Raw genomic sequence first — 21355 nt, 5'->3', positions numbered from 1 at the left:
GATGGTGCTATCGCCAACAGCACCATTTGCCGACGCTATTGGTAGGACGAACCCTCGTTTATGCGTACGCCGAAAGCAGAGCTAGCATCGGCACCCGTGACCACAGTGCGCGTTATCGCATCTGACACGGTCTCCATCGAGACCGATGCTCTCGTAGTCGGCTTCCACACCTCACCGGACGGCCCACAGGTCGCCCCCGGCGCCGACGACCTCGACCAAGCCTTTGGCGGCACCCTCGCCACGGCGCTCGGCGCGGTCGGATTCAGCGGGAAACCCGAGGAGATCGCGAAGATCCCCACTCTCGGCGCCCTTCCCGCGCCGCTCGTGCTCGCCGTCGGCCTCGGGGAACGGCCCGCGGACGGCTACCCTACTGAGACACTCCGCCGCGCGGCCGGCGCCGCCGCCCGCGCCCTCACCGGCACGGCCTCCGCCGTCCTGGCCCTGCCCGCCTCGACGGCCGAGGAGGCCGAGGCGGTCGCGCTGGGCGCCCTGCTCGGCGCCTACGACTTCACCAGATATCGCACGGGCGAGCGCAAGGACCCCGTCGCCGAGTTGTCGGTGCTCACCCGCGCCGAGGGGGCGGAGGCCGCCGTCGAGCGCGCCTCGACCGTCGCCGAGGCGGTCGCCCTGGTGCGCGACCTCGTCAACATGCCGCCCTCGGACCTGTGGCCCGCGAAGTTCGCGGACATCGCCGAGGACACCGCGACCAAGGCGGGCCTGTCCGTCGAGGTGCTCGACGAGACCGCGCTCAAGGAGGGCGGCTACGGCGGCATCACCGGTGTCGGCCAGGGGTCGGTCAACCCGCCCCGGCTGGTCCGGCTCGCCTACAGCCACCCCGACGCGTCGCGGACCGTCGCGTTCGTGGGCAAGGGCATCACCTTCGACTCCGGCGGCCTGTCGCTCAAGCCCGCCAACGCGATGGACTGGATGAAGTCCGACATGGGCGGCGCGGGCGCCGTCCTGGGCGCGCTGATCGCCGTCGCCAGGCTCGGCCTTCCGGTCAACGCCGTCGGCTACCTGTGCCTCGCCGAGAACATGCCGTCGGGTACGGCCATGCGCCCCTCCGACGTGCTGCACACCTTCAGCGGCAAGACCGTGGAGGTGCTCAACACCGACGCCGAGGGCCGGCTGGTGCTGGTCGACGGCATCGCGCGCGCCGCGCAGGACGGCCCCGACCTGATCGTGGACGTCGCCACCCTCACCGGAGCCCAGATCGTCGCGCTCGGGTGGCGGACCAGCGGCGTCATGGCCAACGACGACGCGCTCCGCGACGAGGTCGTGGAGGTCGCCGTCGCCCAGGGCGAGGCCGCCTGGGGCATGCCGCTCCCCGAGGAGCTGCGCAAGGGCCTGGACTCCCCGGTCGCCGACATCGCCAACCTCAACCCCGACCGGTGGGGCGCGATGCTCGCGGCGGGCATCTTCCTGCGGGAGTTCGTGCCGGACGGCGTCCGCTGGGCGCACATCGACATGGCGGGCCCCTCCTTCAACAAGGCGGAGCCGTACGGCTACACGCCGAAGGGCGGGACCGGCGCGATCACCCGCACACTGGTGGCACTGGCGGAGCGTTACGCCGGTGACAGCGGGCACACCGCCGACTGAACCACGATCTTCAGAGACAAGTGAAAAGATGCTGTCGGGTCCATCCGGCGGTGTGGCAAACCAAGGAGGAGCATTCCTGTGGCTGATGGCAGCGGCGCCTACGACATCGTCGTCCTAGGCGGCGGCAGCGGTGGTTACGCCTGTGCCCTGCGGGCGGCCGAGCTCGGCATGAACGTCGTCCTCATCGAGAAGGACAAGGTCGGCGGCACCTGCCTGCACCGCGGCTGTATCCCCACCAAAGCCCTTCTGCACGCGGCCGAACTGGCGGACCAGGCCCGCGAGAGCGAGGCGTTCGGCGTCCGCACGAGGTTCGACGGCATCGACGTCCCCGCGGTCCACTCGTACAAGGACAAGGTGATCAGCGGGCTCTACAAGGGCCTCGCCGGACTCATCAAGAGCAAGAAGATCACCGTGGTGGAGGGCGAGGGCCGGCTGGCCGGCCCGAACCGCGTCGTGGTGGGCGACCAGGTCTTCGAGGGGCGCAACGTCGTCCTCGCCACCGGTTCGGTGCCCAAGTCGCTGCCCGGCCTGGAGATCGACGGCGACAAGGTCGTCTCCAGCGACCACGCGCTGGTCCTGGACCGCGTCCCCAGCTCGGCGATCATCCTGGGCGGCGGCGTGATCGGCGTCGAGTTCGCCAGCGTGTGGCGGTCGTTCGGCGCCGAGGTCACGATCGTCGAGGCGCTCCCCCATCTGCTGCCGCTCGAGGACGAGTCCAACTCCAAGCTCCTCGAGCGCGCCTTCCGCCGCCGGGGCATCAAGTACGAGCTCGGCGTCCGGTTCGAGAGCGTCAAGACCACCGAGACCGGTGTCGTCGTCACCCTGGAGAACGGCAAGACCCTCGACGCCGAGCTCATGCTCGTCGCCGTGGGCCGCGGCCCGGTCTCCGCCGGGCTGGGCTTCGAGGAGGCGGGCGTCACCGTCGACCGCGGCTATGTCAAGGTCGACGAGTACTGCCAGACCAGCGTCCCCGGCGTGTACGCCGTGGGCGACCTGATCCCGACCCTCCAGCTCGCGCACGTCGGCTTCGCCGAGGGCATCCTCGTCGCCGAGCGCATCGCCGGGCTGAACCCGGTCCCGATCGACTACGACGGTGTGCCGCGCATCACCTACTCCGAGCCCGAGGTGGCGTCGGTGGGCATCAGCACCGCCGTGGCGCGCGAGCGCGGCCACGACGTGGTCGAGCTCAGCTACAACCTCGCCGGAAACGGCAAGAGCAAGATCCTGCAGACCCAGGGCGAGGTCAAGGTCGTCGCCGAGCGCGACGGCCGGGTCCTGGGCGTGCACATGGTGGGCAGCCGCGTCGGCGAGCTCGTCGCCGAGGCCCAGCTGATCTACAACTGGGAGGCCACGCCCGGTGACGTCGCCCAGCTGATCCACCCGCACCCGACCCAGTCCGAGGCCCTCGGTGAGGCGATGCTGGCCCTGGCCGGCAAACCGCTTCACGTCCACAACTAAGGCCCTCACAGGAAACGCGAGAGAAGAGAACCATGCCGGTCTCCGTAACCATGCCCCAGCTCGGAGAGAGCGTTACCGAGGGCACCGTAACCCGCTGGTTGAAGAAGGAAGGCGAGCGCGTCGAGGCCGACGAGCCGCTGCTGGAGGTGTCGACGGACAAGGTCGACACCGAGATCCCTTCGCCGTCCTCCGGCTACCTGACCAAGATCGTCGTCGCTGAGGACGAGACGGTCGAGGTCGGCGCCGAGCTGGCCATCATCGACGAGAGCGGCGCCGCCGCCGCTCCCGCCGCTCCCGCCGTCGAGGCGCCCGCTCCGGCTCCCGAGCCCGAGCCCGCCCCTGCTCCGGCCCCGGCCCCGGCTCCCGCTCCGGAGCCGACGCCCGCCCCGGCTCCGCCGATCTCCTCGATCCCGCAGCCCGCTCCGGCCCCGGCCCCGGTCGTCGCGCCCGCTCCGGTGGCCGCGGCCGTCGAGGTCGCTCCGGCCGGCGAGGCTCCGTACGTCACGCCGCTGGTCCGCAAGCTGGCCACCGAGCACGGGGTCGACCTCGACTCCCTGACCGGCACCGGCGTGGGCGGCCGCATCCGCAAGCAGGACGTCATCGAGGCGGCCCGCGTCCAGCGCGAGCAGGCCGCTGCCGCCGCCCCGGCCGTCGCCGCTCCGGCGGCTCCCGCCGCAGTGGCTCCCGCCGCAGTGGCTCCCGCCGCAGTGGCTCCGGCCGCCCCGGCCGTTCCGGCCGCGGCTCCCGAGCAGGTCCAGGTGGACACCACGCTGCGTGGCACCACCGAGAAGATGTCCCGCCTGCGGCAGACGATGTCCAAGCGCCTGGTCGAGTCGCTGCAGACCGCGGCCCAGCTCACCACGGTGGTCGAGGTCGACGTCACCAAGATCGCGCGGCTGCGCGCGCGGGCCAAGGACGAGTTCTTCCGCCGCGAGGGCGTCAAGCTGTCGTTCATGCCGTTCTTCGAGATGGCGGCGATCGAGGCGCTCAAGCAGCACCCGAAGCTCAACGCGACGATCAACAACGAGACCATGGAGGTCACGTACTTCGACGTCGAGCACCTGGGCATCGCAGTCGACACCGAGCGCGGCCTGATCGCGGCGACGATCAAGAACGCCGGTGACCTCAACCTGGCCGGCCTCGCCCGCAAGACGGCCGACCTCGCCGAGCGGACCCGCGCCAACAAGGTCACGCCCGACGAGATCACCGGCGCCACGTTCACGCTGACCAACACCGGCAGCCGCGGCGCGCTGTTCGACACGCCGATCCTCAACCAGCCGCAGGTCGGCATGCTGGGCACCGGCGCGGTCGTCAAGCGTCCGGTCGTGCTCGACACGCCGGAGGGCGAGGTCATCGCGGTCCGCTCGATGGTGTACCTCGCGCTGACCTACGACCACCGCCTGGTCGACGGCGCCGACGCCGCCCGCTTCCTCACGACGGTCAAGCGCCGCCTGGAGGAGGGCCGCTTCGAGAACCAGCTCGGCCTCGCCTGAGCGGTTCCCGGCGCTGAGCCGTAGCGCGTCGCGCTGATCGGCCCCGTGCCGATCAGCGCTGTGCCGATCAGTGCCGTGCCGATCAGCCCTGTGCCGATCGGCCGTGCCACATGGTTCCCGGAGGCCGTCCCGTGTTGTCACGGGGCGGCCTCCGCCGTTTCCCGGGCCGGCGCCTACCGTGGACGGCATGACCATCGTTGTGACCGGCTCGTCGGGATTCCTCGGCTCGGCCCTCGTTCGCGCCCTCCGCGCCGACGGCGTCGAGGTCCTGCGGCTCGTACGGCGGGAGCCCGTGGCGCCGGACGAGGCGTTCTGGGACCCGGAGCGGAACCTTCTCGACCCCTTCGTCCTGGAGGGCGCGGAGGCGGTGGTCCATCTGGCCGGGGCCGGGATCGCGGACCGCAAGTGGACGGAGTCGTACAAGCGGGAGCTGGTCGACAGCCGCGTCGTCGGCACGCGCACGCTCGTCGAGGGGCTGAGCCTGCTCAGGAGCCGGCCGCCGGTGCTGCTGTCCGCCTCGGCGGTCGGCTACTACGGCGACACCGGGGACCGGGAGGTCGACGAGTCCGCGCCTCCGGGGGCCGGATTCCTGGCGGACCTGGTCCGGGACTGGGAGGAGGCGGCGGGGCCGGTCGAGCAGGAGGGCATCCGGCTCGTACGGCTGCGCACCGGCGTCGTGCTGAGCCGCCGCGGAGGGGCGCTGGCCAAGGTGCTGCCGATCTTCAAGGTCGGCGCAGGCGCCGCCCTGGGGAGCGGGCGGCAGTACGTCTCGTGGATCTCCCTCCCCGACTGGCTGACCGCGGTGAGATTTCTCATAGCGAATCCGGACATCTCAGGCCCGGTCAACCTCACCGCGCCCGAGCCGGTGACCAACACCGAATACACCAGGGCCATCGGGAGGGCGCTACGACGACCCACCATGCCCATCGCGACCCCGGCGTTCGCGCTGCGCCTGGCGCTCGGCGAGTTCGCGAACGAGGGGTTGCTGACCGGCCAGCGTGTCATCCCGCGCCGTCTGCTGGAGGCCGGTCACCGGTTCTCGCATCCCACCCTCGCGGAAGCGTTGGCCGCCGTACTCTAATGAATCCCTGTTTCCCGATATTGGAGTGACCGATGAGCCGGATCGGACAGTCGCACATCGTCGCCATCGGCGGCGGATCGTTCCGGCAGACAGAGCGGTACGGGTTCATCGAGCCGACCGGCCTGCTGCGTTACGTCCTGGACCTCACCGGCCAGGACCGGCCCAAGCTGGGGCTCCTCGCCACCGCGACCGGGGACGACGCCGACTGGCTGCTGAAAATGTACGGAGCGTTCCGCGAGTGGGACGTCGAGGTCAGCCACCTGACGGTCTTCCCGATGCCGAACGTCGCGGAGCCGGGCGAGTGGATCCTGGAGCAGGACGCCATCTACGTGAGCGGCGGCAGCGTGGCCAACCTCGCCGCGCTGTGGCGTCTGCACGGGCTGGACGAGGCGTTCGCCGAGGCGTGGCGGTCGGGGATCGTCCTGTCGGGCCAGAGCGCGGGCGCCCTGTGCTGGCATGTCGGAGGCAACACCGATTCGTTCGGGCCGAAACTCCGCCCGTGGGCCGAGGGGCTGGGCTTCCTGCCGTACTCCTGCGGCGTGCACTACAACTCCGACGCGCAGCGCAGGGAGCTGCTGCACGCCTCGGTGGCCTCGGGCGAACTGCCCGACGGATACGCCGCGGACGAGGGCGTCGGGCTGCACTACGTGGGGACCGAATTCATTCAGGCCGTGACGGTCGACCCCGGCGGCTACGCGTACCGGATCGAGAAGGACGGTGCAGGTGGTGTCAAGGAGTTCCGTATCGAGCCGAGGCTTCTCACGTCTACCCTGGACGAGTGAACGAGCGGAGCGTGACCACGAGGCCGGCCCGCCCGGGCGCCGGGAGCGTCGCATGACCGGGCTCGCCGTCGTCCGCCTGGGCGTCGACGTTCCGTACGAGCAGGCGTGGAGTCTCCAGCGCCGGGCGCACCGCCGCCGGGCGGCGGGCGAGATCTCCGATCTGTGCCTGATGCTGGAGCACGCCCCGGTCTACACCGCGGGCAGCCGCACCCTGCCGCACGAGCGCCCCGCCGACGGCACGCCCGTCATCGACGTGGACCGCGGCGGCAAGATCACCTGGCATGGCCCGGGGCAGCTGGTGTGCTATCCCATCCTCCGGATCGCCGACGTCGCGGGATACGTCCGGCTCCTGGAAGAGGTGCTGATCCAGATCTGCGCCGACTTCGGGCTGGCCGCGCGGCGGGTCGAGGGCCAGGGCGGCGTGTGGATGCCGGGAGACGCCGCGAGCGGCCTGCCCGACCGCAGGCTCGGCACGATCGGCATCCGGGTGGCCGGCGGCGTGACCATGCACGGTTTCGCGCTCAACTGCGTCAACGACCTGAGCTGGTACAACCGGATCGTCGAGGGCGACTCGGGTGTCACCTCCCTGTCCGCGGAGACGGGCCGCCGGATCACCGTCGACGAGGTCATCCCGTTCGCCGAGAAGCGCCTCGCGGAGGCCCTCGGCACCGAGCCGTACGACATGTACGAGGAGGACCTCGCCTGACGGTGCATGAGGCGTCTGGTAATAAGCTGGACGGCGTGTCCGTTGCCCCAGATGGCCGTAAGCTCCTCCGCCTGGAGGTGCGCAACAGCCAGACCCCGATCGAGAAGAAGCCGCCGTGGATCAGGACCCGGATGAAGACCGGGCCGGAGTACACCGAGCTCAAATCGCTGGTGCGGCGCGAGGGATTGCACACGGTCTGCGAAGAGGCCGGTTGTCCCAACATCTATGAGTGCTGGGAAGACCGGGAGGCCACGTTCCTCATCGGCGGCGACCAGTGCACCCGGCGTTGCGACTTCTGCCAGATCGACACCGGCAAGCCCGCCGAGTACGACCGCGACGAGCCCCGTCGCGTGGCCGAGTCGGTCCAGCAGATGGGCCTTCGCTACGCCACGGTCACCGGTGTCGCCCGTGACGACCTGCCCGACGGCGGCGCCTGGCTGTACGCCGAGACCGCCCGCCAGATCCACGCGCAGCTCCCCGGCTGCGGTGTCGAGCTGCTGGTGCCCGACTTCAACGGCATCCGCGAGCAGCTCGAGGAGGTCTTCTCCGCCAAGCCCGAGGTGTTCGCGCACAACATCGAGACCGTGCCCAGGATCTTCAAGCGGATCCGGCCCGCGTTCCGTTACGAGCGTTCCCTCCAAGTGATCACCATGGCCCGCGAGGCCGGGCTGGTCACCAAGTCCAACCTCATCCTCGGCATGGGCGAGGAGCGCGAGGAGATCACCCAGGCGCTGCGCGACCTCCACGAGGCGGGCTGCGACCTGGTGACGATCACGCAGTACCTCCGCCCGAGCCCCCGCCACCACCCGGTCGAGCGCTGGGTCAAGCCCGAGGAGTTCGTCGAGCTGGAGCGGGAGGCCGAGGAGATCGGCTTCGCCGGCGTCATGTCGGGACCGCTCGTCCGCTCGTCCTACCGGGCCGGCCGCCTGTACCAGCAGGCGATCGCGGCGCGGCAGAGCCTCTAGGGAGTGATTCGTGGATCCTCGCTACGGCAAAGATCCACGAAACACGACCCAGAACCCGCCAAAACCCCTCAGGGGACCTTCCAGACCCGCTCGTCCGGCTCCTTCGTGAGCCGGCCGGGCGGGTCTCGTTTTCATTAATTCGCCCTGGGATTTGTATCCTGCTGAGCATGGCGAAAGACCCTGCGACTCCGGGACGGCTCAAGCAGATCCGGATGGTCGCCCAGTTCGTGAAACAGGCCAACCCCAAGGGCATGCCGATCGTCTACGGGTCGGCGCTGGGCACCCTCGCCGTCTTCGTCGTCCTCGGCGTCTTCTTCGGCTGGACGTGGTACGTCTTCGGTGTGCTCGCCGCCGTCCTTGTGGGCATGATCGTGTTCAGCCGGCTGGCGCAGAGCGCGCAGTACAGCATGCTCCACGGCCAGCCCGGCGCGACGTACGCGATCCTCCAGGGCATGCGCGGCAACTGGTACGTCGAGGAGAAGCCGGTGGCGGTCAACCGCGACCAGGACCTCGTGTTCCGCGTGGTCGGCTACCCCGGCGTGATCCTCGTCTCCGAGGGTCCGGGCAACCGCGTGCAGCGGATGCTGGTCGCGGAGAAGAAGCGGGTGCAGCGGGTCGCGATCGACGTCCCGGTGTACGACGTCCAGTGCGGCGACGGCGACGGCCAGGTGCCGCTGGCCAAGCTCCAGCGCCACCTGATGAAGCTGCCGCGCAACCTCAAGAAGCCCGTCGTGTCCGAGATCAACAACCGGATGCGCGCGCTCACGCCGGCCATGCCGATGCCGAAGGGCCCCATGCCCAAGAACGTCCGCATGCCGCGCGGCCCCAAGGCCCGCTGAGCCTCGGGTCGAACGTGGGCGTCACGAGGAAATCCGTCACCCGCGCCGAGACCGCGCAGGCCAATCGTGGCTGGTGGGACGGCGCGGCGGACGAGTACCAGGCGGAGCACGGCAAGTTCCTCCGCGACGACGGCTTCATCTGGTGCCCGGAGGGGCTGGACGAGGCGGACGCCCGGCTGCTGGGCGATGTGACCGGCCGCCGGGTGCTGGAGATCGGCTGCGGCGCCGGGCAGTGCGGCCGGTGGCTCCTCGCCCGGGGCGCGTCCGTCGCGGCCTTCGACCTCTCCTACCGGCAGCTTCAACACTCGCGCCGCATCGACGAGGAGACGGGCCGGTCCGTGCCGGTCGTGCAGGCGGACGCGGAGGTCCTTCCGTTCCTCGACGACGCCTTCGACCTCGCCTGCTCGGCGTTCGGGGCGCTGCCGTTCGTGGCGGACGCCGGGGCCGTGCTCGCCGAGGTGCGCCGTGTGCTGCGCCCGGGCGGGCGGTTCGTGTTCTCGGTCAGCCACCCGATCCGGTGGGCGTTCCCCGACGACCCCGGCCCGCGCGGGCTGACGGCGGACCGCTCCTATTTCGACCGCGCGCCGTACGTGGAGCTGTCAGGCGGCGGGACGCCGTCCTACGTGGAACACCACCGGACGCTGGGCGACTGGGTCGGTCTCATCGCCGGGGCGGGGTTCGTCCTGACGGGCCTGATCGAGCCGGAGTGGCCGGACGGCCACGAGGGCGTGTGGGGCGGCTGGAGCCCCCTGCGCGGCCGGCATTTCCCCGGCACCGCGATCTTCACCTGCGAGAACAGGTAGCCGCCATGGCGTGGAGGACCTCCCGCGGCTTCCAGCGCTCCCGGTCGATCATGCTGACCACGCCGTACGAGCCGAGGTCGGCGTCGCCGCGCCGCTCGTAGCCGGCGAAGGTGAACCAGAACGCGCTGTCCACGCCTTCCGCCGCGAAGACGTCGAGCAGCTCGGTGAAGTACCGCACCTGCTCGGACTCGTCCGGCACCAGATCGTCCACCTGCTCGATCGCCCATGCCATGCCGCCTCGGTCACCGGCCCCCTTGTAGGGGCAGGTGCCGAACTCGGTGACCGCGACCGGCTTGCCGTGCCGGAAATGTCCGCGGATCTCCTCACGGAAGTTCGCCGCGTTGTAGGCGGCGCGGTAGGCGTCGACGCCGACGAGGTCGAACGGCGTCCAGTCGATGAACTCCCAGGGCGCCGACGCGTAGGTCACCCGCCCGCCGAACCGGGCGCGGGCACCTTCCGCGGCCTCGGCCAGGAAGGCGTTCAGCCGGGCGAGCATCGGCCCCATCGACATCCAGTCCTCCTCCGTGAAGGACCCGAGGGCGGCCAGCCGGTCGTAGAGCGGCCGGCAGGAAGCCGGGCGCGAACCCGCTGATCTCGCATCCCATGACGTAGACCACCTCGGCGCCGGCCATACGCACCCGTTCGGCGCGGGCGGCGCAGTCGGCGAAGAAGGGCAGCATCTCCTCCGTGGTCAGCTCGCACGGGAACGGCGCGAACCAGACTTCGAGTCCCGCGGCGGCGGCGTGCTCCGCGGCCACGCTGAGCCGCTCCGGGTCCCCACCCGACACGCGTACGGCGGTGCAGTGGAGGTCGTCGGCGATGACGCGCATCTCGCGGCGCACCACCTCGGGGTCGAAGTGCCGCCGGGAGGCGGCGCCGGGGAGGAACCCGGTGTCGTAGTTGATGCCCACAGCTCTCATGTCACAGCTCCCAGGTCGAGGGGTTCATCGTCATGCGCTCCGTGTGCGGGGCCTACCGGGCCGGATCGTGCTGGAGCCCGCTCCCCAGCCCGCTCTCCAGCCCGCTCTCCAGCAGGTCGAAGGCGAGGTCGACGTCGGCGAGCAGGCGGCGGCCGGCCTCGGCGAGCGGCATCCCGGAGGCGATGCGCTGAAAGAACGTCTCCTGGAGTGTCAGGACGGCGGCGCTGATCTGCGCGGCCGCCAGCTCGACCGCCAGCTCGACCGTCGGCCCGGCACTCTCGCACGGCGGGTGTGGACCGTCGTCACCGGCCAGGGCACGGGCCAGGGCACGCCGTTGGCCGTAATGGAGACGGTTGGCGGCGGCGGTGAGCGCGGGGCTGTCCACGATCACCTTCATCCGGGCGACCAGCTCGTCCGGGTCGCCGATGTCGGGCTCGGCGGCGAACGCCCGGAAGTGCGCCCGCAGGGCCCGCAGAGGCGTCTGACCGGGCGGCCGCGAGGTCACGATCCCGGCCAGGTCCTCGTCCTCGACCGCGTGCAGGACGAGGGATTCCTTCGCCGGGAAGTATTTGAACAGGGTGACCTTCGCGACGCCCGCCGCCTCGGCGATCTCGTTGACGGTGACCGCCTCGAACCCGCGCTCGGCGAAGAGCCGCAGCGCCACGTCGGCGATCGCCTGTCGCGTCCGCCGCTTCTTGTCCTCCCTGAGACCTGCCATACCGGCACAATAAATGAACCGGGTTCAGATGCAAACCCGGTTCATCTTTTTACGCTGTGGCGCGGCGGCTTTCAGCGGTATATAGCGAGGAACCCCGGGCGTTTACGCCCGGGAGGAATCGCTTCCCTCGCCTCGCCCGGACGCTAGTCCGGGCGCTTCTGATTCTCGATGTACTCCTTGATGATCGACAGCGGGGCACCGCCGCAGGACGCCGCGAAGTACGACGGTGACCAGAAATGGCCGCCCCACAGGTATCTGCGGACATGAGCGGGAAACCCCTTGCACAGTTTTGGTTTCCATCACGGCGACATGAACCAACCGATAGTGTGTTCGATGTGAAGCTGGTGGTGCAGGTGAGGCTGCGGCCGACGCCTGAGCAGGCGGCAGCGCTGGAGGCGACACTGCGCGCCTGCAACGACGCCGCGAACTTCGCCTCGATGACCGCGTTCACGACCGGGGACCGGCGCGAGTACGCGCTGCGCAAGCACACCTATCGCGAGGTGAAAGCGCGCGGGTTGGGGGCGCAGGCCGCCCAGCATGTGATCAAGAAGGTCGCCGACGCCTACACCACACTGAAGGCCAACACCCGGGCCGGGAACCTGGGACCGCAAGGCTCCCGGCGCCGCGCGCGGGCCGAGAGCAAACCGATCGTCTTCCGCGCCGGTGCCGCGCAGCCGTTCGATGACCGCTGCCTGTCCTGGCAGATCGACGCGCGCACGGTGTCGATCTGGACCACGGCCGGCCGGTTGCGCAATGTCGCGTTCGTCGGCTCGGCCGACCAGCTCAAGACGCTCGCCCTGTACCGGAAGGGCGAATCCGACCTGGTCTGCCGGGACGGCATGTGGTTCCTGTACGCGACCTGCGAGATCCCCGATGTTCCGGTCACCGAACCCGACGCCTTCATAGGGGTGGATCTGGGCATCGCCAACATCGCCACCACCAGCGACGGCGCCCGCCACTGCGGTAAGGGCCTGAACGCGGTCCGCCACCGCAACCGGGAACTACGCCGCCGGCTGCAGGCCAAGGCCACCAGGTCCGCCAAACGGCTGCTGAAGAAGCGCCGCCGCAAGGAGGCACGGTTCGCCGCCGACACCAATCACCGCATCGCCAAACGCATCGTGACCGAGGCAGAACGCACCGGACGCGGTATCGCCCTGGAAGACCTGGGCGGCATCCGTGACCGGGTACGGCTCCGCAAGCCCCAGCGGGTCACGCTGCACTCCTGGAGTTTCCACCAGTTGGGGAGCTTCATCGCCTACAAGGCGGCCCAGCGCGGGGTCGCCGTGATCCACATCGATCCGGCCTACACCTCCCAGACCTGCTCGGCCTGCGGGCACGTGGACAAGAAGAACCGGCCCGACCAGAAAACCTTCTCCTGTACGTCGTGCGGCTTCGCTGAGCACGCCGACGTCAACGCAGCCCGCAACATCGCCTCGCGCGGTGTCGCGGGTTGGGCAGTGAGTCACGCTGCCGACGACGCGGCCTGACCCGTACCCGCCAGGTACGGCGAGGAGCCGCAAGCTTGGCCCTTCAGGGCCGAGAAGCTGACAGGCGGACTACCACCGTGTTGGAGGCCCGGTCGTGCAGGCCCCTGCGGTCCCGGTCCCAGATCAGCGCGGGGACGGCGAGGCACAGCAGGAAGGTGCGGACGAGCACGGCGATGACGGGAGGCCGACCGCCGTCGAGCGTGGCGACCCGGATGCCGAACAACCGCATGCCGAGCGTCATGCCGAGGGTGCCGACGAGGAGGACGTTCTCCACCGCGAAGACGGCCAGGCCGACCCAGCCGACATCCTGCCCGCTGGCGCCGAACACGCCTCCGGCGATGGCCCAGGTGCACAGCAGCCAGTCCACCATGATCGCGCCGAGGCGCCGGCCCCAGCCGGTGACGGAACCCGCGCCCTCCGCGGGCAGGCCGAGCCGCTCGCCGGGATAGCCGAGGTCGATGCCGGCCGACCGGACTCCTCCCAACCAGGTCTGCGTCCACCGGGGCTGCTGCTTGCTCATGACTCCACAGCGTATCCGTGCCTGTCGCCGGCCTTCCGCTTGGCGGCCGAGACGACCATGATTGATCCAACTGTCTCGTGAAATCTCAGCCTTTGGAGTGATCTGTGCGCTCGGCGGACCCTGACGACATCGACGCGCGCTTCGAGGCGCTGGTCGCGCAGTTCGGCGAGGAGGAGATCCTCCGGATGGAGGCGATGGCGGCGCCGCTGTCCAGACCGGGGCGGCGCCGCACGCCGGTGGTGATGCTGGCCGTGCTCGGGGTGGTCGCCCTCGCCGGCGCGATCATCAGCCTGCGGCCGGATCTGCTCGGCGGGGACACACCCCCCTCCGCGACACCGCACCCTCTCACCCCCGCCGTCGTGCGCCCGGCCAGGGACGCGACGGAGCCCCCGGCGACCGATCCGACGACGGGCTCGGGATCGCGGGACACCGCGCCGTCACCCTCGGCCACGTCGACCGCCGGGTCACCTCCGCCGTCACCGTCGCTCATGCCGCCGTCCGGGCACTGAACCACCCGGCCCGCCGCGTGGCAGGCGCGGCCGGGCTCACATATTCACACCGGCCCATCTCATCGCGGCGCACAACGTTCCCATTAGCACGTCATGGCATCACGTTTCACTGCAGAGCAGGGCGAATCGCAAAGATATCCGTTGCCCGGGCAATATCTCCACAGGAAATGCGCCTGACGTTCGCCGCTCCTTCCATGATGGATGCGATCCGGCTCCGCACGGCCGTCACATAAGGGCCGCACGGCGGCATGTCCGTACGGCCGACGGCGATCGGCTGACCGCATCGGCGGGCTACCGGTGAAAACCGGCGGCCACGCAGAGGCGCCGGCCGCTGAGACACGAGAGCACCTTCGACCTGCGCTGATACACCGTTCGCGGCCTGGTCGCGGTTACTGTCGGAGCACGCTTCCATTAACACGCGCGAAACAGTCGAGACATGGGGCGGAAACGGCTCGCGCCTATTTTCGGGTCTGCTGGCCCATGCCCCTGGGAGGTTCAAGAGTGTTTAACTCTGCCGACGACGTCCTGAAGTTCATCCGGGACGAGGGTGTGCAGTTCGTTGATGTCAGGTTCACAGACCTGCCGGGGACGACGCACCACTTCACTTTCCCCGTCGAAAACTTCGGCCCCAATGTTTTCACCGACGGGCTCATGTTCGACGGCTCGTCGATCCGCGGTTTCCAGGCCATCCACGAGTCGGACATGCTGCTGCTGCCCGACCCGTCCACCGCCGTGCTCGACCCGTTCCGCGTCCACAAGACGCTGAACATCAACTTCTTCGTGCACGACCCGCTGACGGGCGAGGCCTACAGCCGCGACCCGCGCAACGTCGCCCGCAAGGCCGAGGAGTACCTCAAGGGCACGGGCATCGCGGACACGGCCTACTTCGGCCCCGAGGCGGAGTTCTACATCTTCGACGACGTCCGCTTCGAGACCAAGGCGAACGCCGGTTACTACTACATCGACTCGATCGAGGGCGCCTGGAACACCGGCAAGGCCGCCGAGGGCGGAAACCTGGGGTACAAGCCCCGGTACAAGGGTGGCTACTTCCCCGTCCCTCCGATGGACCACTTCACCGACCTGCGCTCGCAGATGGTCCGCAACCTCATCGAGGCCGGCATCGAGACCGAGATGCAGCACCACGAGGTGGGCACCGCGGGTCAGGCCGAGATCGACTTCAGGTTCGGCACGCTGCTTAAGACCGCCGACAACATGATGCTGTACAAGTACATCATCAAGAGCACAGCGCTCCAGCACGGGCACACGGTCACGTTCATGCCCAAGCCGCTCTTCGGTGACAACGGCTCCGGCATGCACTGCCACCAGTCGCTGTGGAAGGACGGCGAGCCGCTCTTCTACGACGAGGTCGGCTACGCGGGTCTGTCCGACATCGCCCGCTACTACATCGGCGGCCTGCTCAGGCACGCCCCGTCGCTGCTGGCCTTCACCAACCCGACCGTGAACTCCTACCACCGGCTGGTGCCGGGCTACGAGGCCCCGGTCAACCTGGTCTACTCGCAGCGCAACCGGTCGGCGTGCGTCCGCATCCCGATCACCGGCTCCAACCCCAAGGCCAAGCGCCTCGAGTTCCGCGTGCCCGACCCGTCCTGCAACCCGTACTTCGCCTTCGCGGCGCAGCTCATGGCGGGCATCGACGGCATCCGCAACAAGATCGAGCCGCCGGAGCCGATCGACAAGGACCTGTACGAGCTGCCGCCGGAGGAGGCCCGCCAGGTCTCGCAGGTGCCGGGTTCGCTGCCGGAGGTGCTCGACGCCCTCGAGGCCGACCACGACTACCTGCTCGAAGGCGGTGTCTTCACGCCCGATCTGATCCAGACCTGGATCGCCTACAAGCGGGAGAACGAGATCGACCCGATCCGCCTCCGCCCGCACCCGCACGAGTTCGAGCTCTACTACGACTGCTGACGGGCTACCGGTGACCTGGGCAGAAGGCCGCGTGTCACTTGCTCAGGGCACATCGAGGACTCGCGTCCGCGGAAAGGCCATCGGCCGGCGCCACAGGCACGGTCGATGGCCTTTCGCATGCGGTCCTCCCCCGACGGCATCAGGTGCGTATACGTCCGTAGGGTGAACCCGGGGTCATGGTGTCCGAGGAACTCAGCGAGGCTCCGAACATCAACACCGCCCGCAAGCAGAACGCTTGTAGCCCCGTGCCCGTCAGAGCGGCGACTCACGGCTAGGGCCAGATCAGGCCCTGGTCGGTCCAGATGACGCCCTTGTTGCGACACAGGCAGAAGGGGTGGCCGATCGGGTCGGTGTAGACCCGCCAGCCGTAGCCGGCGGGGCCGATGAAGTCCTGCTGCAGCGTCGCGCCGAGGTCGAGGACGCGGCGCTGCTCGGACTCGATCTCGTCCACTTCGAAGTCGAGGTGGAACTGCTTGGGGTGCTCGCTGTCGGGCCACTGCGGAGCGCGGTAGTCGTCCACCCGGATGAAGGCCAGCTCGACCTCGCCGAACTTGATGCCGGCCCAGTCCTCGTGGCTGCCTTCCTTGATCGGGCGGCCCGTCACCTCGGAGTAGAAGGCCGCCAGCTTCATCGTGTCTGGGCAGTCGATGATGAAATCGGTGAGTCGCAGCATCCCGCGATCTTGTCACAAGATCAAAGGAGCCTAGGGGCTGTCCCAAAGTGAGGTCAGTAGCCAGTCGTTGATGATGGCGATGTGGAGGCTGGCCTCATAGCGGACGGCGAGTTTGTCGTACTCAGATCTACGACTGCTGACGGGCTACCGCGCGGTGACCTGCATGTTCATCGCGCGGCTCCCGCCTGGTTCTGCCTCAGTTCCGTCCGGGTCGCGAGCACCGAATCGATCGCGGCCCGCGTCGACTCGTCGGAGTCCGGCCACAAGTGGCCGTAGGTGTCGAGGGTCTGACGATCCGTACGCGAGGACGCCACCCGCAAAGGGACGAAATGCCGCGAAGTATGCTCAACGGCGGGTGATCACACGCGACGACGGGAGAGACCATGCCGGAAAGCGCTGAGTCCACGGAGCTGGTGGAGATCACATCGGAGGCCGAACTCCGCGAGCTGCTGGGCCACCCGATGCCGAGGGCGGTCGCCAAGGAGCGCGTGGCGCTGCACGAACGGGACCGGGAGTGGCTGGCGCTCTCGCCGTTCTGCCTGATCGCCACGGCCGGTGCGGACGGGACCTGCGACGTCTCCCCGAAGGGCGACCCTCCGGGGTTCACGTTCGTCCTGGACGACACCACGATCGCGATCCCGGACCGGCCGGGTAACCGCAGGGTGGACGGCTTCCGCAACGTGCTGGCCAACCCGCATGTCGGCCTCATCTACCTGGTGCCGGGCCGCAACGAGACGCTGCGGATCAACGGAAGGGCCCGGCTGGTCCGCGAGGCGCCGTTCTTCGACGAGATGATCGTCAAGGAGCACCGGCCGCAGCTGGCACTGATCGTCGAGATCGAGCAGATCTTCTTCCACTGCGCGAAGGCGTTCCTCCGCTCGTCGCTGTGGAAGCCGGAGACGTGGAATCCGGACGCGCTTCCGTCGCACGCGCGCATCGTCAAGAGCGTCCAGCAGACCGAGGAGACGCTGGAGGAGCTGGAGCGCTACTACGGCGCCGAGTACGCCGCCAAGCTTTACCAGTCCGTTCCCCGCCACACCACCTGACCAGGCAGCACCGTTTCGGGTTCGGCTTCGGGTTCGGCGAAGGTCCCCGAGCGGTTCACGGGGACGTCGCCGAAACGAGAATCGTCCGTACCGCTGGCGCGCGCCTGCCCGGCATGGGGCCGGACGACGACGCCTGGCCGGGAATATTGATTGGACACCCTGGCCTGGCGGCCTGAAGGATGCGGCGCATGACACGCACCGACTTTCCCTCGTCCTTCGACGAACGCACCATGCTGACGACCTTTCTCGACTACGCACGTGCCACTGTGCACGCGAAGTGCGAGGGGCTCTCGGACGAGGACGCCCGCAAGGCCCCCCTCCCTGGCTCGCCGCTCATGACGATCTCCGGCCTGGTCAGCCATCTGCACTGGGTTGAGTACAGCTGGATGCAGGTCGTGTTCCTCGGCGAGGAGGACCACGGACCGTGGACGGAGGAGGACCCCGACCGCGAGATGACGATCGGCCCCGACATCCCCCTGGCAACGCTGCTGGCCGACTACGAGGCCCAGTGCGACCGCTACCGGAAGCTGGTGGCGTCCCACGATCTCGACACACTCGCGAAGCGCAAGATCCGGGGCGGCAAGGATGTGGAGCTGCGCTGGATCATCATGCATCTGATCGAGGAGACCGCCCGCCACAACGGGCACATCGACATCCTCAGGGAGATGGCCGACGGCGTCACCGGCGACTGACCCCCCCCCACCGGTGTGGGCCGGGACATCAGAGCAGTCCATACCGCCGGGCGTAGCAGCCGAACATCGCACCGGAGCACGGAAGGCGCATACCTGTCATCACCAGCGCGTCGATGATGTTTCCGGCACCCACTTCGCTGATCTTGCCGTCCTGGCAGGCCGACGCGAGCAGCCACACAGTGCCGTGGACCTCGAGCCCGTGGGTTCTGCCGACCACAACGGCATCGCGATCGTCGGTGATCGCGATACCTCCGCGCAACTCAGCCGCCGAGAACACGCTCGCCTCTCCGAGGTTCCGGTCCGACGAGCCGACGCGCTGCACCCACTTCGCGAAGCAGCCGATCTCCTCCAGGGAGTCGAGGCGCGCCACACCCAGCCAGTCGGCGTCCAGCACGTCTCGGAGGAGCGGATGCTCGCGTGCGCCCTCGCGCAGTTCCTGACGGACCACGTGAGTCGTCAGGCAGCTTGCGCCGACGAGCATGTCCCTGAGCACGTCGAGCCGTTCGGCGCGGGCGAAGTGGCTGAGGCACATGGCGTCGAACACCAGGGAGACATCGGATCTGGGAAGGCTCACGGTTCCAGATCCGCGTCATCCCGTGGAGGCAGGTCGGATTCGACGATCTGGCCGCGCATCAGATCGGCAGCGCGGGGTGCCGTCACCATGCCCTTCTTCCATGCCTGAAGGACGGCGTGGGCGTAGCTCGGCGGTACCCGAATGTTCTGGAGATCAGGTTGCGGTGCCCAGCCCACCGCCTCCATCAGCTCGGCCCGAGTCGGATTACGGCGACGTAGCTCCTTCGCCTCCTCGCGGTCTATGACGTCGGCCGCGAGCGCTTGGCGAATGGCCAAGGACCACGATGTCCTGTAACCGGCCGCGAGCCTGACCAGCGTCTCCCGCCTCCCCTCCCCGGCGTCCCGGCAGGCGTTCCGTACCGAGTCGATCGGAAGCAGGAGCTCAGCGGCGAAGGCGTCGATCACCTGCTCTCTGTCGGCGCGTGAGGTATGCACACCCAGATCCGTCGAGTATTCGTCGCCGATGATGAGGTGGCCCAGCTCGTGTGCCGCGGTCGCCCGTCGGCGCCCCGGGTCACCCTGGCTGCTCACGACCGCGACGGCGACCCCATCCTCGATCAAGGACGCGCCGTCTCCGGGGATCTCCACCACCGCCACCATCTGGCCGAGGCTCTCACAGACACTCATCAGGGAGCTGATGGGTCCCAGGCCTAGGTCCAGCCTCTTCCTCGCCCACATCGCCACCGCGCGGGCGGCCTCGACGTCCTCGACGTCACGTCCACAGCGCGCGGGCGGCGACAGATGCAACTGCCCCAGTTCGATGAGTTGCCGGACGTCGGCCAACCAGATCGCCAACGCCATCTCCAGGCGATATGACTGGCGGCCCGCGTCGGTGGCCGAGTCCTCGGCCAACTCCGCACGACGCGAGATCACCGCGGGAGGCCGGCTCAGAAAGTACGTGAGGGGCACGTCGAGAACGGCCGACAGCTTGGCCAGCTCCAGGGCGTCCACTCGGCGGACACCTGTTTCGATCTTGGCGATGATCGTGCGTTCGAGGTTCATGGCCGACGCCAACTGCTCCTGCGACAGGCCCGCCGCCACACGGCACTCGCGGATGCGGTCGCCGACCTCTTCCCACTCCCGAGGCTCCCTCATAGTGCGATATTCGCACACCCCCTGATCGGCGGACAGGCGAGACGGAATTCTGTGAACAACCGTTACCTGTATCGGACCGCGTCATCGCTCTCATCGGGTCTGGCACGGGCGGGCGACCGCGCAGCGTCGGAGGCCGCCCCGGGACAAGCCGTGAGCCCCGGACCGCCTGCTCGCGCCGTAGCGCCGCTCCTGGACGCGGCTACCTGTCCGGCGTGGAGACGCGGGAACGGATGCCGGTGACTCGGCGGAAGATGTCCCACCAGAAGGGCGCGCCGAACAGCAGCGCGATCAGCGTGATCAGGTAGCCGGGCCAGTGGGACGGTGACGACACCCGGCTCCACCAGTCGCCGCCGCGCCAGGACCAGGCCGGGCCGGAGTCGGCACGCATCTCGACCGCCACAGGCGCGTGCGTGAAGATCTGCACGAACGCCGGCGTGCTCAGCACGTCGGTGACGCAGGAGTAGGTGTCCTGCCCCGGCTCGCATCGCTCCTTCAGCGGCTCCAGCGCGTCGGGGCCCGACTGGGCGAACGCCGCGACCGAGCTGCGGTAGGCGTTGTCGTTCAGCAGGGACTTTCCGTACTCCAGGGCGTCCATGCCGAACAGGACCGTGACAGTGAGGCTGAGCGCGGCGATCACCCAGCGGACGTACCTCCGGTAGAGGATCGTGAGCCGCTCCATCTCGCCGTCGAACCAGTCCTCGACCCCCTTGCGAAAGGCCTCGACGTCGTGCGAGGCCCGGTCCCACACGGCCTTGACGGGCCGGTAGAGCGGGCTCTTGAGCGTGTCGAGCTCGCGCATCAGTCGCTCCACCCCGCCCATGTCGGTGGCGATCTCCAGGAGAGCGACCGCGAAGCGGGCCGGGGGGATCTGGGCGATGGTGGTCCTGCCCCGCGCCGAATGGTCGATCTCCTGCAACCGCTCGTGGAGGAGATCGGTCAGGGACTCGCCCTCCCCCGCCGACCCCGCACTCGGAGCCGCCGTGGAGGCCACCGCCGGATCCCCCGGGTCGCGCGCCGTGGCTCCCGCGAGCGGCGGGCTCTCCACGGGCGCGGGCCGGGGGGCGAAGGCCGGGCGCGGGTCTCGGCCGAACGGCAGCTTCGCGAACACGCCGAGAACAGTCGCGGGCAACCTGGAGCGCCCCGCGCCGGGCGGCGGGAGCAGGTCGGCCAGCCTGTCGTGAAGCCAGCGGCCCAGGCCCCTCAACCTGCCGAGCACTCCCATCAGGGTCCGCGCCGCCGCCGGGATCCTCTGCCCGACCTCCGCGCCGTCGAGTGTGTCCCGCAGGTACGCCCACAGGAACCTGCTGCGGATGCCGAGAATTCGGACGATGCCCTCGTTGACGCCGCTGACCAGCAACGACAGCAGCATGAAGGCGAGCACCAGGCCAAGCGCGAGGTCGGTGTAGTACGAGACCAAGGAGATCACCGGAATCTACGGCGCGGAGACCCCGGGGCGGGGATCCGCGATGG

The 21355-nt window shown here is 69.3% G+C and carries 21 protein-coding genes and 1 pseudogene; 14 read left to right on the top strand and 8 right to left on the bottom strand.

Annotation, left to right across the window (positions count from 1 at the left end):
* Window positions 1-60: 60 nt before the first annotated feature.
* The 9 genes from QSK17_RS05960 (at window position 61) to QSK17_RS05920 (ending at window position 9726) form a co-directional block, all read left to right on the top strand.
* The gene (locus tag QSK17_RS05960; RefSeq protein ID WP_502889143.1) at window positions 61-1599 is read left to right on the top strand and encodes a leucyl aminopeptidase; all 1539 of its coding nucleotides are present in this window, start codon (window positions 61-63) and stop codon (window positions 1597-1599) included.
* A gap of 78 nt (window positions 1600-1677) precedes the next feature.
* Complete coding sequence (lpdA, locus tag QSK17_RS05955; RefSeq protein ID WP_285703411.1) at window positions 1678-3057, top strand: dihydrolipoyl dehydrogenase; 1380 nt, start codon at window positions 1678-1680, stop codon at window positions 3055-3057.
* Between the two features lie 32 nt (window positions 3058-3089).
* Window positions 3090-4550, top strand: coding sequence for a 2-oxo acid dehydrogenase subunit E2 (locus QSK17_RS05950; RefSeq protein ID WP_285703410.1), 1461 nt, complete (start codon window positions 3090-3092; stop codon window positions 4548-4550).
* A gap of 187 nt (window positions 4551-4737) precedes the next feature.
* Entirely contained in the window at window positions 4738-5631 is an 894-nt protein-coding gene (locus tag QSK17_RS05945) for a TIGR01777 family oxidoreductase (RefSeq protein WP_285703408.1), read from the top strand.
* 32 nt (window positions 5632-5663) lie between these two features.
* Window positions 5664-6413: a Type 1 glutamine amidotransferase-like domain-containing protein gene (locus tag QSK17_RS05940; RefSeq protein ID WP_285703407.1), complete on the top strand. Its 750-nt coding sequence runs from the start codon at window positions 5664-5666 to the stop codon at window positions 6411-6413.
* Between the two features lie 52 nt (window positions 6414-6465).
* Window positions 6466-7119 (top strand): lipoyl(octanoyl) transferase LipB, encoded by a 654-nt coding sequence (gene lipB / locus QSK17_RS05935; RefSeq protein WP_285703406.1) that lies wholly within the window; start codon window positions 6466-6468, stop codon window positions 7117-7119.
* A 35-nt stretch (window positions 7120-7154) separates the two neighbouring features.
* On the top strand, window positions 7155-8084 hold the full coding sequence (gene lipA, locus QSK17_RS05930; RefSeq protein ID WP_285703405.1) for a lipoyl synthase: 930 nt from the start codon (window positions 7155-7157) through the stop codon (window positions 8082-8084).
* A gap of 167 nt (window positions 8085-8251) precedes the next feature.
* Complete coding sequence (locus tag QSK17_RS05925) at window positions 8252-8923, top strand: DUF4191 domain-containing protein (protein WP_285703404.1); 672 nt, start codon at window positions 8252-8254, stop codon at window positions 8921-8923.
* A 14-nt stretch (window positions 8924-8937) separates the two neighbouring features.
* Complete coding sequence (locus tag QSK17_RS05920; protein WP_285703403.1) at window positions 8938-9726, top strand: class I SAM-dependent methyltransferase; 789 nt, start codon at window positions 8938-8940, stop codon at window positions 9724-9726.
* On the opposite strand, the gene QSK17_RS05915 is transcribed toward QSK17_RS05920, so the two are convergent.
* The 3 genes and pseudogenes from QSK17_RS05915 to QSK17_RS36385 form a co-directional block, all read right to left on the bottom strand.
* A complete protein-coding gene (locus QSK17_RS05915) occupies window positions 9707-10237 on the bottom strand; it encodes a glycoside hydrolase family 113 protein (protein WP_285703402.1) in 531 nt (176 codons plus the stop codon). The two genes, QSK17_RS05920 and QSK17_RS05915, sit on opposite strands and share 20 nt — an antisense overlap.
* A gap of 461 nt (window positions 10238-10698) precedes the next feature.
* On the bottom strand, window positions 10699-11364 hold the full coding sequence (locus QSK17_RS05910; RefSeq protein WP_285703401.1) for a TetR family transcriptional regulator: 666 nt from the start codon (window positions 11362-11364) through the stop codon (window positions 10699-10701).
* Between the two features lie 143 nt (window positions 11365-11507).
* Window positions 11508-11651, bottom strand: a pseudogene (locus QSK17_RS36385) (transposase); the annotation flags it as partial.
* Between the two features lie 48 nt (window positions 11652-11699).
* Between QSK17_RS36385 and QSK17_RS05900 the strand changes: the two are divergent.
* A complete protein-coding gene (locus QSK17_RS05900) occupies window positions 11700-12851 on the top strand; it encodes an RNA-guided endonuclease InsQ/TnpB family protein (RefSeq protein WP_285703399.1) in 1152 nt (383 codons plus the stop codon).
* Between the two features lie 43 nt (window positions 12852-12894).
* Here QSK17_RS05900 and QSK17_RS05895 read toward each other — a convergent pair whose 3' ends face one another.
* Window positions 12895-13371 (bottom strand): RDD family protein, encoded by a 477-nt coding sequence (locus QSK17_RS05895; protein ID WP_285703397.1) that lies wholly within the window; start codon window positions 13369-13371, stop codon window positions 12895-12897.
* Between the two features lie 104 nt (window positions 13372-13475).
* Here QSK17_RS05895 and QSK17_RS05890 point away from each other — a divergent pair, with 104 nt between their 5' ends.
* Together QSK17_RS05890 and glnA are read left to right on the top strand one after the other, a co-directional pair.
* Window positions 13476-13880, top strand: a complete 405-nt coding sequence (locus tag QSK17_RS05890) for a hypothetical protein (protein ID WP_285703396.1) — start codon at window positions 13476-13478, stop codon at window positions 13878-13880.
* Window positions 13881-14381: 501 nt separating this feature from the next.
* Window positions 14382-15806 (top strand): type I glutamate--ammonia ligase, encoded by a 1425-nt coding sequence (gene glnA, locus QSK17_RS05885; protein WP_285703395.1) that lies wholly within the window; start codon window positions 14382-14384, stop codon window positions 15804-15806.
* 271 nt (window positions 15807-16077) lie between these two features.
* Here the strand turns inward: glnA and QSK17_RS05880 are convergent, their stop codons facing one another.
* Window positions 16078-16479, bottom strand: a complete 402-nt coding sequence (locus tag QSK17_RS05880) for a VOC family protein (protein ID WP_285703394.1) — start codon at window positions 16477-16479, stop codon at window positions 16078-16080.
* Window positions 16480-16862: 383 nt separating this feature from the next.
* Between QSK17_RS05880 and QSK17_RS05875 the strand changes: the two genes are divergently transcribed.
* Together QSK17_RS05875 and QSK17_RS05870 are read left to right on the top strand one after the other, a co-directional pair.
* Window positions 16863-17525 (top strand): pyridoxamine 5'-phosphate oxidase family protein, encoded by a 663-nt coding sequence (locus QSK17_RS05875; RefSeq protein ID WP_285703392.1) that lies wholly within the window; start codon window positions 16863-16865, stop codon window positions 17523-17525.
* Between the two features lie 188 nt (window positions 17526-17713).
* Window positions 17714-18217 (top strand): DinB family protein, encoded by a 504-nt coding sequence (locus QSK17_RS05870; RefSeq protein WP_285703391.1) that lies wholly within the window; start codon window positions 17714-17716, stop codon window positions 18215-18217.
* 28 nt (window positions 18218-18245) lie between these two features.
* Here the strand turns inward: QSK17_RS05870 and QSK17_RS05865 are convergent, their stop codons facing one another.
* From QSK17_RS05865 to QSK17_RS05855, 3 genes are all read right to left on the bottom strand, one after another.
* Window positions 18246-18791 (bottom strand): PIN domain-containing protein, encoded by a 546-nt coding sequence (locus QSK17_RS05865; protein WP_285703390.1) that lies wholly within the window; start codon window positions 18789-18791, stop codon window positions 18246-18248.
* The gene (locus QSK17_RS05860; RefSeq protein ID WP_285703389.1) at window positions 18788-19885 is read right to left on the bottom strand and encodes a helix-turn-helix domain-containing protein; all 1098 of its coding nucleotides are present in this window, start codon (window positions 19883-19885) and stop codon (window positions 18788-18790) included. The genes QSK17_RS05865 and QSK17_RS05860 overlap by 4 nt, the downstream gene beginning before the upstream one ends.
* Before the next feature lie 199 nt (window positions 19886-20084).
* Window positions 20085-21311, bottom strand: a complete 1227-nt coding sequence (locus QSK17_RS05855) for a hypothetical protein (protein ID WP_285703388.1) — start codon at window positions 21309-21311, stop codon at window positions 20085-20087.
* Between the last annotated feature and the right edge of the window lie 44 nt (window positions 21312-21355).

The organism is Microtetraspora sp. NBRC 16547, from assembly GCF_030268965.1.
Lineage (GTDB): Bacteria > Actinomycetota > Actinomycetes > Streptosporangiales > Streptosporangiaceae > Microtetraspora.
The sequence above is the reverse complement of the archived record's forward strand: the minus strand, read 5'-3'. Positions and strand labels throughout refer to the sequence as shown.